The sequence below is a fragment of the Mycobacteroides chelonae genome (assembly GCF_016767715.1).
Lineage (GTDB): Bacteria > Actinomycetota > Actinomycetes > Mycobacteriales > Mycobacteriaceae > Mycobacterium > Mycobacterium gwanakae.
Genome location: NZ_CP050145.1, coordinates 2393617 through 2406212, shown reverse-complemented (window position 1 = coordinate 2406212; position 12596 = coordinate 2393617). Strand labels below are relative to the sequence as shown.

Here is a 12596-nt window from a genome sequence, read left to right as displayed (position 1 = left end):
TCAGCTGACCAGGTTCTGCACCCAGACGGTCAACCGGTTCCAATACGCGAGCAGCCATTCCGCGGCGCTGTCGCCCGCGCTGGTGACCCACAGCATGGTGATCACGGCAACCAGCACCGCGAGGATCAGCAAGGCGATGGCCCCGCCGGAGAACCGGTTGCGGTACAGCGTCGCAACGGCTTTGGAGTCGACGAGCTTGGCGCCGACCTTGAGCCGGGTCAAGAATGTCGACGGATTGGATTGCTGCCGTTCGCGATCGAAGAACTCCTCGATGGATGCGGTGTGGCCCACCGTGACGATCAACGATGCTCCGTGATGATCGGCCAGCAGCAGCGCCAGGTCCGCCGCCGAACCCGCAGCCGGGAAGGTGACCGCACCGACTCCCAGGTCCTGGATGCGCTCGAGCCCGGCGGCGTGTCCGTCGGCGTCGGCGGGAAGCACCACCTGCGCACCGGATTTCAGGACATCGTTGCTCATCAACAACGGGTCGCCCACCACGATGAGCGGCCGGTACCCGGCCTTGCGCAGGATGTCCGCACCGCCCCCGACTCCGATGAGAACCGGCTGGTACTCCTTGATGAAAGGCTTGAGGTTCTTCAGGTCATACACCGCACCCGCGCCGTCGGACACCACGATGACGTGCCGGTTGCGCAGGTCGACATCGACGTCCGGGATGCCGATGCCGTCAATCAGCAGCGGACTCTCGCTGCGGATGAATTCGATGGTGTTGCCGGAGAAGGCCTCCAGGTGCGCGACCAATCCGGTCTTCGCCTCGGTCATGAGGTCGTGCACGTCCGCATCGGTCCGCGGAGTTCCCGCGATCAGACGGCGATCGCCGTTGTAGATGCCGCCGTTGTGCACCCGAACCGTGGAGCCGTCCTTGACCTTTTTGAAGACCTCGGGTCCGATGCTGTCGATAAGGATGATGCCGTTGGCGACGAGCACCTCGGGTCCCAGATTCGGGTACCGGCCGGAGATCGACGGCGAAGCGTTGACGACGGCGCTCACCCGGGCGTCGACCAAAGCATCGGCCGTGATGCGATCCAGATCGAGGATGTCGATGACGGCGATATCACCCGGATTGAGGCGTTGCAGCAGCTTGTTGATGTCCCTGTCGGTACGCACTGTTCCGACGATGCCGGGCCTGGAGCTGCTGCTTCGCGTGAGCATCGTGGTCAAGTTCATGAAGGTGATCATGACGCGATGGGCCGTCGAGCCTGTGGAGGCGCGCCGTAACACCTGTCACATTAGTCACTCCAGTACCGCTGACTTTCCGCGGGTCGTGCTCTGTGATTGTTTGCGAAGGGGTCTCAGCCCCGCTCGGAGCGGGCCGCGTCGAGCAACTCGCGGGCATGCGCCCGGCCGGTGTCGGAGTCGCCGAGACCGGCGAGCATGCGGGCCAGTTCAGCGACCCGGTCCTCATCATCCAGACGGCGCACACCGCTGCCCTTGCTGTTCACCCGGTCAACCGTGAGGTGGATATCGGCGAAGGCCGCGACCTGCGGCAGGTGCGTCACCACGATCACCTGATGCGTGTGTGCCAGCTTGGCCAACCGTCGACCGATCTGCACGGCCGCACGGCCACCCACCCCAGCATCGACCTCGTCGAACACCATGGTGGTGCCGGCGGTCGAGGCGGCCAGCACCACTTCGAGGGCCAGCATCACGCGCGAGAGCTCACCCCCGGATGCGCTCTTGGCCAGCGGCAGTAGCGGGTTGTCACGATGGGCGGCGAATCCGAATTCGACGGCGTCGGTACCCGCTGATCCCGCGTGCACGGTCTGCCCGGACGGCAGCGCCAACGGCGCCGAGTCATCGGCCCGGGCCGCGATGGGCTCCACGGCGATGGTGAACACCGCACGGTCCATCGCCAGGCCGGCCAGCTCGGCCGTGACGGCCTTACCGAGCGCCTTCGCGGCCTTCGTGCGCGCCTTGCTCAGAGCCGTTGCCGCGACAGCCAGTTCACCGGCGAGCCGATCCACACGGGCAGCGATGGCGTTAAGCGTCTCCTCGGAGGTGTCGACCTCGGCCAGCCTGCCGCGCGCCTCCTGCGCCCAGGCGATCACCCCGCCCAGGTCGGCGGCGTACTTGCGGGTCAACGTACGCAGCAGCCCCTGGCGTGCCAGCTTCTCTTCGAGTGTGCTTGCATCGCTGGGCAATTCGTCGGTGAACGCGGTCAACTCGCGGGCGACGTCACTGACCACCGCAAGCGCCTCGGCCAATTGTGGCGCCAGGGCTTGCAGGGCCGCGTCATCGGTGGCTTCCAGCAGAACTTTGGCCTTGGCGATGCGGTCGATCGCCGAATCCGAATCGTCATCGCCGCCGTCCGAGTCCGTACCCGCCAACGCACCACGTGCCGAGCCGGCCGCATCGCGCAGCGCATCGAGTTCGGACAGGCGATGGATGTCGGCGATGAGCTGGTCGTCCTCACCCGGCTTGGGATCGACGGTGTCGATCTCGTTGAGCGCGAACCCGAGTCGATCGGCCTCCTGCGCGAGCTCGCGCGCCCGGTTGGTGCGGTCGATCAAGTCGCGCCGCGCGGTGAGCCACTCCTCGCGCAGCTTGCGATAGGTGGTGAGCAGCGCCTCGATGCTGCCCGGCCCTTCCGAGGCGAACCTGTCCAGCGCGGCGAGCTGCTGCTCCGGGCGCATCAGCCGCAGCTGGTCGTTCTGCCCGTGTACCGTGAGCAGTCCCGCGGTGAAGCTGGCCAGCGATTTGGCGGGCACACTGCGTCCACCCAGATATGCGCGTGAACGCCCGTCGGAGGTCACCGAACGCGCGGCGATCACGCTACCGTCGTCATCCCGTTGCGCCCCTGAGGAATCCAGGATCTCGGTAACGTCGGCTGGTTCGGCGCCCAGCGGATCGGTCGTGAGAAACCGGCCCTCCACCACGGCGCGGTCGGCGCCCGCCCGCACCCGATTGGCGTCGGCGCGGGCACCACCGAGCAGATGCAGACTCGTGACCACCATGGTCTTACCGGCTCCGGTCTCACCGGTCAGCACGGTCAAACCACTGTCGAACTCCGCGGTCGCAGCGGGTATCGCGCCAAGGGACTCGATGCGAATCTCGGTGAGCACGACTACCTTCCCCGCCAGCCCTTGACGGGCAACTGGAACTTGCGGACGATCCGGTCCGCGAAAGGCCTGCTGTCCAGGCGTGCCCACAGCACCGGCTGATGACCGCGCACCACCTCGACGCGTCCTCCCGGTGGCACTCTGATCTCTCGACGTCCATCGCAGAACAGGAGCGCATCATGCCCATCGGCTTCGATCTCGACGGCGACGGTGGACGCAGGACTGATCACCATGGGCCGGGCGAACAAGGCATGAGCGTTGTTGGGCACCACGAGGATTGCGTCCAGATCCGGCCAGACGACCGGTCCGCCCGCCGAGAAGGCGTAAGCCGTTGAACCGGTCGGCGTCGAGACCAGCACTCCATCGCATCCGAAGGCGGAGACCGGACGGGCATCCACCTCCAGCACCACGCCGAGCACACCCAGCCGGGGGCCCTTTTCGATACTGACCTCGTTAAGCGCCCAGCCACGCTCGACAACCTCGCCGCCAATGCGAACCAGGACGTCCAGCGTCATCCGGGTCTCGACGCGGTAGGTGCCCTCAACCACATGGGTGAGCACGGCATCGAGCGCCTCGGCCTCGACCTCGGCGAGAAACCCGATGCGGCCCAGGTTGACTCCGAGCACCGGCGCGGTCGCACTACGTGCCAGATCCGCGGCCCGCAGAAAAGTGCCGTCCCCGCCCAGTACCAGCACCAGTTCACACCCGGTGGCGGCATTCTCATCCGCGTCGACGACCTCGACATCGACACCGAGGGAGCGGAATTCGGTGGGGTCCAAATGCACGGGGCCGCGATCGATGGCCTCAGCGGACAACACCCGTAAGGCGATACCGTTCTCGCCCAGCGTTTTCGCGACACGCTGGGCAGTCTCGGTAACCTCGTCGCGCCCGGTGTGCGCGACGAGCAGAATCTTGCGTTCGCTCATTACTGGGGTCCCCTCGATACTGCATCGGCGACTGCTGTTTCGATATCCAGGCCGGAATCTGTGTTCCGCAGCCAGAGAAAGTATTCGACGTTTCCGGACGGTCCGGGCAGTGGGCTGGCCGTCACGCCAGCGGTATGCCAACCCTGCGTCCTGGCGCGGTGGGCGACAGAGACCACGGCATCGATGCGTAGTTGCGGGTCACGCACCACGCCTCCCGCGCCGACGAGTTCCTTACCTACCTCGAACTGGGGTTTGACCATGGGCACGATATCGGCATCGTCTGTGGCACAAGCGATCAGCGCATCGAGTACCAGTCCGAGCGATATGAAGGACAGGTCGGCCACGATCAGTTGTGCCGACCCGCCGATCACTTCGGGTGTGAGGGTGCGCACGTTGGTGCGGTCCAGCACGGTGACCCGGTCGTCGGACTGCAGGGCCCAGGCCAGTTGCCCATACCCGACGTCGGCGGCAACAACTTCACGAGCACCCGAACGCAACAGCACCTCGGTGAAACCGCCCGTCGAGGCACCAGCATCCAGACAGCGCTTGCCCTCGACGGAAAGTCCCTGTGGGCCAAAGACGTCAAGCGCCCCGAGAAGTTTGTGAGCACCACGCGAGACCCACTTGTCCTCGGCCTCCCCCTGCACCACAAGCGAAGCCGTCGCAGGCACGGCTGTTGCGGCTTTCGCGGCGGGTATGCCGTCGATACGCACGCGTCCCGCGTCGATCAGCTCAGCCGCCTGCTGTCGCGACCGCGCGAGCCCGCGGCGCACCAACTCGGCGTCGACCCTGGCGTGCCGGGCCATGACTATCCCTGCTCCGCGGATTCCAGCGCTCGGACCAACACGTCATGTGCCTGTTCCAGGACCTGGGCTTGGGTTTCGAGATCCAGCTCGGCGTCGGTTTCGCCCAGGCCGGCAGGCGGGTCGAGCTGACCCAGCAGCGCCTGCACCTGGGACCTGACCTCATCAGGATCAGGTCCGGCAGCGTGACGGGCGACATCGTTCGGGGTGGTCATCGCGCTCAAGGCTAGTGGATCGCCCCCGACCGGCAGGGGCGACGACACACTATCCGGCAGAAAGCCCCTGCAAGGCCTGTTCCGCCAGGTCATCGGTGGACACGATGGGCCTGATCGCCGGGGCTGGGCCTGTTGCCCACACCGCGGCCGCCAGTGACTGTGCCAGCGACAGGGGTGTTCCGGCGTCGTCGACGGCGCCAACCGACACATGGCCGGTATCCACCGTTACCCGCCATGACGGCTTCGGCTCGATACGTACTTCGGTCTGTGGGAAGTGCAATGCACCCAGATCGGTCCCCAGGAAGGTGGGTCGGTGCGAGGTGTGCGCCCAGATCGCATCGACAGCACTGTTGACGCCGGTGAGCACCATGAGACTGGGTAAGTCCGCGGCATTGGCTCCGGAGATATCGGTATCGAGACGGTCGCCGACAACGAGCGGCCGTGCGAAGCTTCCGCGTGCCAGTGCGTCCTCGATGAGTGCACGTCCCGGCTTGCCCGCCACGATCGGATCGGCGTCGGTGGCGGTGCGCAGCGCGGCGACCATGGACCCGTTTCCCGGCAGCAGACCACGTTCGGTCGGCAGCGTCGCGTCGACATTGGCCGCCACCCAATACGCGCCTGCCCGGATCGCGAGTGCCGCCTCGGCAAGGGTGGTCCAGCAGGTGTCCGGGGAGTGCCCCTGCACCACGGCACGTGGCGCCGCATCGAAGCTCCGCACCGGGGTGAGGCCAACGGCCGCAACCTCGGCGGCCAGCGCCTCGGTGCCGACCACGAGTACCGCATCGTCACGCTCAAGTGCCTCGGCGAGCAGTCTGGCCGCACTCTGGGCGCTGGTGACAACGTCGCCGGGGGTGGCCATGAAGCCCAGGGAGGTGAGGTGTTCGGCGACCTCGGGTGCGGACCGGCTGGCGTTGTTGGTGACGTATAGCTGCCGCGCATCGCCGGCGGCTGACAACGCGGCAATGGCGTTCGGAGTGGGTTCGGAACCCCGGAATACCGTGCCGTCGAGATCCAGCAGCAGGCAGTCGTGGGCGCCGGCAAGTGTGTCAGGCAAGTTCGGCTGCCCGATCCTCGGCGTCCGTGTGGCCTTCGACATCGGCGTTGGCCGCGTGCAGGAACCATTGCACTGCTTCGGGTTTGCGATCCAGGGCCAGGAGGATGTCGGCGTATGCGTAGAACAGCCGCGCCGCGACCACGCCGACACGCTTCGGATCGGGTGCGGGAGTTGACAGCACCGCCAACGCCTGATCAAGCTGTCCCATGTCGGCGCGCGCTCCGGCGGTCACAATGCGCAGTTCGTCCGCGGCATCGCCGGTGAGTGCCTTGGCCTCATCTCCGCGGGCAAGTTCGAGGGCACGTTCGGGCCGGCCCACTCCCCGTTCGCAATCGGCGATGAGGGCCAGCAGTGGCGAGCGGGTGCCCATGCGCTTGGCCGCGCGCAGTTCGGACAACGCCAGCGCCCAGTCCCCGCAGTGATAGGCGGCGATACCGAGCGCTTCGCGGACGCCCGCAATGCGGGCCGCACGGCTCTTGGCGGCCTTGGCGTGCTCCAGCGCCGCTTCCGGGTCTTCGTCGAGCAGGTTGCCCGCCACGACCAGATGCCGGGCCACCGTGTCGGCGGTGTTCTTGTCGAGGCTGAGTAGCTCGGCGCGGACATCGGGCGCAAGCTGCTTGGCCTCGACCTCGTCAGGAATGTGTGGGCCGAAGTTTCGTGGCGCCTGGCGCTCATCCGTGCGCCGGGGCCCGGATCCTTGATGGCGCTGCGGGCGATCGCCGCTGCGCTCATCCGACCGGCGCGGACGTGCCGCACCGCCACCGCGGTCATCGCGCCGCGCGCCTGAATCGCGCGCGGGGCGACTCGGGCCTTGTTTTCTGGGCCCCTGCTGCCTGGGTCCTCGCTGGTCCACGGGCACCTCCTTTACAGCGCGAGTATGCCGGTAACAGGCCCTTCGCCGGAAATTCGGTGGCGATCCACGTGACCCATTACGCAGACTGAACGCCATGTCCGCTGGTCTGCGCGCAAGCGGCTCATCCATGGGCCATGTGCAGCTCGATGCCATCGGCTATCACCTCCCGGACGGCCGAGCGCTTCTCCACGATGTCAGCCTCCGGGTAGGCGAAGGCAGTAAAACCGCACTGATCGGCCCCAATGGGACCGGCAAGACGACGTTGTTGCGCATCATCGCCGGCGACACCGATCCTCATGACGGGGCCGTCACCCGGGGCGGGCAGCTCGGGGTGATGCGGCAATTCATCGGTTCCGTTCGTGACGACTCGACCGTCCGCGATCTGCTGTTGTCGGTGGCGCCGGATCGCATCAGAGTGGCCGCCGAACGTTTGGACCGCGCCGAGCTGGCACTCATGGAACGTGACAGCGAACGAGATCAGCTCACGTACGCCCAGGCGCTGGCCGACTGGGCGGATGTGGGCGGGTATGAATTCGAGACCGAATGTGACGTACACACCACCGCTGCCTTAGGAATTCCGTTCGAACTGGCCAGATTTCGCGGGGTCAACACGCTGTCGGGCGGGCAGCAGAAACGCCTGGTGCTCGAATCGCTGCTGCGCGGTCCGCACCAGGTGCTGCTACTTGACGAGCCCGATAACTATCTGGATGTCCCGGCCAAGCGCTGGCTCGAGGACAGGCTCGTGGAGTCGTCTAAGACCGTGCTGTTTGTCAGTCACGATCGCGAGCTGATCAATCACGCGGCGAGTCAGGTCGCCACGTTGGAACCCACCCGGGCCGGGTCCACACTGTGGGTGCACCCGGGGTCGTTCGCTACGTACCATCAGGCGCGGGCGGACCGTAACGCCAAGCTCGCCGAGTTGCGTCGCCGCTGGGACGAACAGCGTTCGGCGCTACGCGATCTGGTGCTGATGTACCGGCAGAAGGCGGCGTACAACTCCGATATGGCCAGCCGGCTGCAAGCGGCCGAGACCCGGCTGCGCCGCTTCGATGAGGCAGGGCCACCCGAAGCGGTTCCACTGCGCCAGAACGTCCGCATGCGCCTTAGCGGCGGCCGCACCGCCAAACGTGCCGTGATCGCGGAGAACCTCGAATTAAGCGGTCTGACAAAGCCATTCGACGCCGAATTGTGGTATGGCGATCGGGTCGCGGTCCTGGGCGGTAACGGCACCGGCAAGTCGCATTTCCTGCGGCTGCTGGCGTGCGGGGGCAGTGACCCCGAGCCGGATCAGTTGCCGGTGGGCGACATGATTCCCGAAGCCGTGCGCCACGACGGACGACTACGGCTGGGCGCGCGGGTACGTCCGGGGTGGTTCGCGCAGACGCACCATCACGCGGGCCTGATGGAACGCACGCTGCTCGACATCCTGCATCACGGGGACGAACGGCGGGCCGGTCACGGTCGCGAGCAGGCCTCGCGGATCCTGGACCGCTACGGGCTCGCGCCGTCGGCCGAGCAGACCTTCGGCTCGCTCTCGGGTGGACAACAGGGCCGGTTTCAGATCCTGCTGCTGGAGTTGATGGGGTCGACACTGCTGCTGCTCGACGAGCCGACTGACAACCTGGACCTGCATTCGGCGGAGGCGCTCGAAGATGCGTTGGCAGCCTTCGACGGCACGGTCATCGCCGTCACCCACGATCGATGGTTCGCGCGGACCTTCACTCGCTTCCTTGTCTTCGGCGTGGACGGCAAGGTGAAGGAATCCGTTGAACCCCAATGGGTGTAGCGAAATCTACGACCCGCGCACCCGCTGCACCCCGGCGATGTTGCGCTTTCCGCGGCGAAGCACCAGCCACCCACCGGTGAGGTAGTCGCCGTCACTGGGCGTCCACTCTTCGGCGTCCACTCTGGTGTTGTTGACGTAGACGCCACCCTCCTTGATGGTGCGGCGTGCGGCACCCTTGCTTTCCGAGAGTCCGCTGCTCACCAGCAGGTCCACGATGGTGTCGGGTTCCCCGTCGGCGAGCCGCGCAGGCTCACCGTTACCGGCCTCGGTGAGCGCAGCGGTCAATGTGCCCTCGTCGAGCCGGTCCAACTCGCCCCGGCCGAACAATGCCCCACTGGCAAGTTCGACTGCCTGCGTGGCGCTTTCACCATGGACCAGGGTGGTCACCTCGGCGGCCAGACGACGCTGCGCGGCACGCTCATGTGCCCGCTCGTCCGTTGCGGTCTCCAGCTCGGAGACTTCGTCGGCGGTCAGGAAGGTGAACCAGCGCAGGTACCGCACCACGTCGGCATCGGCGGTGTTGATGAAGTACTGGTACCAGGCGTACGGACTCGTCATCTCCGGATCGAGCCAGAGGTTGCCGCCCCCGGTGGACTTACCGAACTTGGTGCCGTCGGCCGCCGTCACCAACGGAACGGTCAGCGCGTGCACGGAGGCACCGTCGAGCTGGCGGGCCAGCCGGACGCCGGCGACGATGTTGCCCCATTGGTCCGAGCCGCCGATCTGCAACGAGCAGCCGTACTTTCGGTACAGCTGCACGTAGTCATTGGCCTGCAACAGCATGTACGAGAATTCGGTGTAGGAGATGCCATCACCCTCCAGGCGCCGCCGGATGGTGTCCCGGTCGAGCATGACATTCACCGAGAAGTGCTTGCCCAGATCGCGCAGGAACTCCAGGGCGGAGAGCTGACCGGTCCAGTCCAGGTTGTTCGCGACGATGGCCCCGGTTGGGCTGTCATTGAACTCGACGAAACGCTCCAATTGCCCGCGAATCCGATCGGCCCACTGTGCCACGGTGTCCGCACCATGCAGGCTGCGTTCGGAGGTGTCCCGCGGGTCGCCGATGAGACCGGTCGCCCCACCGGCCAGCACGATGGGGCGATGCCCGGCCCGCTGGAATCGGCTCAGGGTCAGCAGCGGCACCAGATGCCCGGCGTGCAGACTTGCGGCGGTGGGGTCGAATCCCCCATAGACGCTGATCGGCCCCTTCGCGATATCGGCCGCGAGGGTGTCGCGGTCGGTCGTCTGCGCGATGAGACCGCGCCAGGTCAGCTCGTCGAGAATGTTGGAAACCACGGCAACGATCATCCCTTATCGGGTTCAGCGTGCCGGATACCGCTCATCCGATCGTGGTCCCGCAGGCCCGCGGAGGTCATCGGCGACGGTCGCGATGACCTCCCGCAGTTCAAGCCGGTCCAGCCAATCCGGTGGCAGGCTCGGTGCGCCCCACATCGCACCGAGGAGGTTACCCGTGATGGACCCGGCGGAATCGGAGTCACCGGAATGGTTCACCGACAACCGGATTCCGTCCTTGAAATCATGCGCACCGGCAGCCGCCCAGATACCGATGGCAAGTGCCTCCTCCCCGACCCACCCGCCACCGAGCGCAGAGGCGATCCGTTCCGGAGTCGGCCGCTCGTGCGCGGCGAGTTCGAGACTTCTGCGCAAGGCGCCGGATGTCTCCTCGTGCCCGGAAGGTGCGGCGAGCACATCGAGCGCCATACGCACCGATTCCGCCAGAGTCGCTGCGGCCGCCACTCGGTTCCTCAGACGTCAATCGAGGCATATGGACCAGTATCCGGTTGCGGAGCGCGCGGACTGCGCCGGTACACGGATACCTCCGGATATCCGGGCAGCCAGAATCGCCATGGACGATCCGCCGCCGTGCTGACACCCACGCGCGGCCCCGACTGGGCCTTCTGCTTGCGCCTCAACACGACCCGCACCGGGCTGGAAGCGGAGAAAACGTCGACGCCGTTGTCTTCGGGGGTGATCCCCAGCGCGGCGCCCAAATTTCCGGGGCCGCGAGCCAGACCCGCGTCGTTACGGGCGGTCGGGCGGCGCTGCCAGCCCAAAGGTGCTCCATCCACAATCGCCGCCGCCCGCATCAACACTCCGCCGGCGACACCGTCCGGACCACACACCACGTTGGCACACAGATGAATTCCGTGACTTCGGTACACGTAGAGGTGACCGGCGGGCCCGAACATCACCCGGTTGCGAGGCGTCGGGCCACGGAAGGAGTGTGAGGCGGGATCGGGCCACGGCCCATCGGGCACACCCCCATAGGCCTCGACCTCGACGATCATCGCGCGGATCCCACGCGATTCGATGGTGGCGCCGAGCAGACGCACCGCAGCCTTGGCGGGATGGGTCCTCAGAATCGCGGCGCTCACCCCACGATTGTCCTTGACAGTCGTGGCAGACAGGCTCATATTCATCCTATGGTGAGTTCATCCATCGGTGAATTAGCTACCGCGGTGGCATCGGGTTGGGCCGCCGCCACGCTGCGCCGCCGGACATCATGACTCCCAAACGACCGGGCCGTCGGCCAGGAACGAGCAGCGCCCGCGACGACATTCTCGCGAGCGCGCGAAAGCTGTTCTCAGTCAATGGAATCGATAAGACATCCATGCGATCCATCGCCTCTGATGCCGGTGTCGATCCCGCCCTCATCCACCACTACTTCGGTACGAAGCTGGATCTTTTCCGCGAGGTGGTCCAGCTGCCGGTCGATCCGCAGGTGGTGCTGCAACCGCTGCGGGACATTCCCGTCGAGGAACTCGGAATCGCGATTCCGCGGCTCATCATCCCGTTCTGGGATTCGGAATTGGGCGCAAACGTGCTGGCACTGTTCCGGTCGGCGCTCAGCGGCGCAGATGACGGGCTGGTTCGGGTCTTCTTCCGTGAAGTCCTGGTCAACATCATCGCCGAACGCGTGGACAGCCCGGCCGGGAGCGGAGTGCTGCGTGCCGAGTTCGCGATCACGCAGATGGCCGGGATTCTGGTGGCGCGATACATCATGGAGGTTGAGCCGTTGGCCTCGCTGACGGCCGAGGAGATCGCCCTCACCGTGGGACCGAACATTCAGCGGTATCTGACGGGCGAGCTACCGGTCTTCACTCGGTGAAGCGCTGGTGCTCCTCATCGGTCACCTCGCGGGCCTCGTCGGGCAGGAGCACCGGGATGGAGTTCTCGATCCGGTAGGCCTTGTGCAGACGGGGGTTGTAGAGAATGCCGTCCGTCTCACCACCGATGAGCAGGAGTGCCCCGCGATCGATGGGGCAGACCAGGATGTCTAGAAGCGCAGCGTCAAGAGGCATGTCGGTGGTGTCAGCCCAGCGGGATGTTCTCGTTGAAGATCTGCTGGCCGCCGCCGCCGCTGACGCCGATACCCGGTCCGGGACTGACGTTGGGCGGTCCACCGTTCGGATTGTTCGACCCGTTGGTACCGCTGATGCCGATGTGAACTGGCTGCTGCGGCTTCTGCGCGGCCTTGAGGAACTGGGACTGCGTTGCGATGACCGACTTCAGGGTGTTGATCAGCGGCATCTGACTAGGGCGTTTGTCCAGGGCAGACTTGAGGGCGTCGTTCTGTGCCGAGCTGACCTGGGCGCCCCGGGCGCGCAGCTGCAGTGAGGTGCGGACCAGGTTGGACACCTGCCCACCACTGGTTCCGGTGGAGTACTCGTGGGCGATGTCGTCCAATACGTCGGCGCTGGCCGTGCCAACACCGGGCCCGAACACCAAGGCTGCGGAGAGGCCGGCGGAGGCCAGAGCTGTGCCAGCGAGGGCACGTAGGCGTGTCGGCATGACGAGTTCCTTCCGGTATCGCGGACGTCAGCCTAACAACAACCCGTCGTCTGAGCAGCGGAAGGCGAC

General features: G+C 66.3%; 14 protein-coding genes. 2 read left to right on the top strand and 12 right to left on the bottom strand.

The window, feature by feature from the left end; genetic code table 11:
• The 7 genes from steA to HBA99_RS11745 form a co-directional block, all read right to left on the bottom strand.
• Complete coding sequence (gene steA / locus HBA99_RS11775) at positions 1-1185, bottom strand: putative cytokinetic ring protein SteA (RefSeq protein WP_057968419.1); 1185 nt, start codon at positions 1183-1185, stop codon at positions 1-3.
• 125 nt (positions 1186-1310) lie between these two features.
• Complete coding sequence (recN, locus tag HBA99_RS11770; protein WP_070930535.1) at positions 1311-3080, bottom strand: DNA repair protein RecN; 1770 nt, start codon at positions 3078-3080, stop codon at positions 1311-1313.
• Positions 3081-3082: 2 nt separating this feature from the next.
• Entirely contained in the window at positions 3083-4003 is a 921-nt protein-coding gene (locus HBA99_RS11765; protein WP_070924169.1) for an NAD kinase, read from the bottom strand.
• A complete protein-coding gene (locus tag HBA99_RS11760; RefSeq protein ID WP_070924168.1) occupies positions 4003-4809 on the bottom strand; it encodes a TlyA family RNA methyltransferase in 807 nt (268 codons plus the stop codon). Before HBA99_RS11760 ends, HBA99_RS11765 begins: the two co-directional genes overlap by 1 nt.
• A 2-nt stretch (positions 4810-4811) precedes the next feature.
• The gene (locus HBA99_RS11755; protein ID WP_030098024.1) at positions 4812-5021 is read right to left on the bottom strand and encodes a hypothetical protein; all 210 of its coding nucleotides are present in this window, start codon (positions 5019-5021) and stop codon (positions 4812-4814) included.
• Between the two features lie 49 nt (positions 5022-5070).
• The gene (locus HBA99_RS11750; protein WP_070930653.1) at positions 5071-6075 is read right to left on the bottom strand and encodes an HAD-IIA family hydrolase; all 1005 of its coding nucleotides are present in this window, start codon (positions 6073-6075) and stop codon (positions 5071-5073) included.
• Positions 6068-6715: a hypothetical protein gene (locus HBA99_RS11745; protein ID WP_030098026.1), complete on the bottom strand. Its 648-nt coding sequence runs from the start codon at positions 6713-6715 to the stop codon at positions 6068-6070. Before HBA99_RS11745 ends, HBA99_RS11750 begins: the two co-directional genes overlap by 8 nt.
• A gap of 340 nt (positions 6716-7055) precedes the next feature.
• Here HBA99_RS11745 and HBA99_RS11740 point away from each other — a divergent pair, with 340 nt between their 5' ends.
• A complete protein-coding gene (locus HBA99_RS11740) occupies positions 7056-8714 on the top strand; it encodes an ABC-F family ATP-binding cassette domain-containing protein (RefSeq protein WP_070924184.1) in 1659 nt (552 codons plus the stop codon).
• Between the two features lie 6 nt (positions 8715-8720).
• Here the strand turns inward: HBA99_RS11740 and tyrS are convergent, their stop codons facing one another.
• The 3 genes from tyrS to HBA99_RS11725 are packed head-to-tail and all read right to left on the bottom strand — an operon-like array spanning position 8721 to position 11110.
• Entirely contained in the window at positions 8721-10022 is a 1302-nt protein-coding gene (gene tyrS / locus HBA99_RS11735; RefSeq protein ID WP_057968395.1) for a tyrosine--tRNA ligase, read from the bottom strand.
• A gap of 12 nt (positions 10023-10034) precedes the next feature.
• A complete protein-coding gene (locus HBA99_RS11730) occupies positions 10035-10484 on the bottom strand; it encodes an ADP-ribosylglycohydrolase family protein (protein WP_420063464.1) in 450 nt (149 codons plus the stop codon).
• A complete protein-coding gene (locus HBA99_RS11725; RefSeq protein WP_070952238.1) occupies positions 10481-11110 on the bottom strand; it encodes a DNA-3-methyladenine glycosylase in 630 nt (209 codons plus the stop codon). Before HBA99_RS11725 ends, HBA99_RS11730 begins: the two co-directional genes overlap by 4 nt.
• 128 nt (positions 11111-11238) lie before the next feature.
• Here HBA99_RS11725 and HBA99_RS11720 point away from each other — a divergent pair, with 128 nt between their 5' ends.
• Positions 11239-11844 (top strand): TetR/AcrR family transcriptional regulator, encoded by a 606-nt coding sequence (locus HBA99_RS11720; protein WP_070951013.1) that lies wholly within the window; start codon positions 11239-11241, stop codon positions 11842-11844.
• On the opposite strand, the gene HBA99_RS11715 is transcribed toward HBA99_RS11720, so the two are convergent.
• On the bottom strand, positions 11834-12037 hold the full coding sequence (locus HBA99_RS11715; RefSeq protein ID WP_070951014.1) for a Trm112 family protein: 204 nt from the start codon (positions 12035-12037) through the stop codon (positions 11834-11836). The two genes, HBA99_RS11720 and HBA99_RS11715, sit on opposite strands and share 11 nt — an antisense overlap.
• A 10-nt stretch (positions 12038-12047) precedes the next feature.
• On the bottom strand, positions 12048-12527 hold the full coding sequence (locus HBA99_RS11710; RefSeq protein ID WP_046253618.1) for a hypothetical protein: 480 nt from the start codon (positions 12525-12527) through the stop codon (positions 12048-12050).
• Positions 12528-12596: the final 69 nt, after the last annotated feature.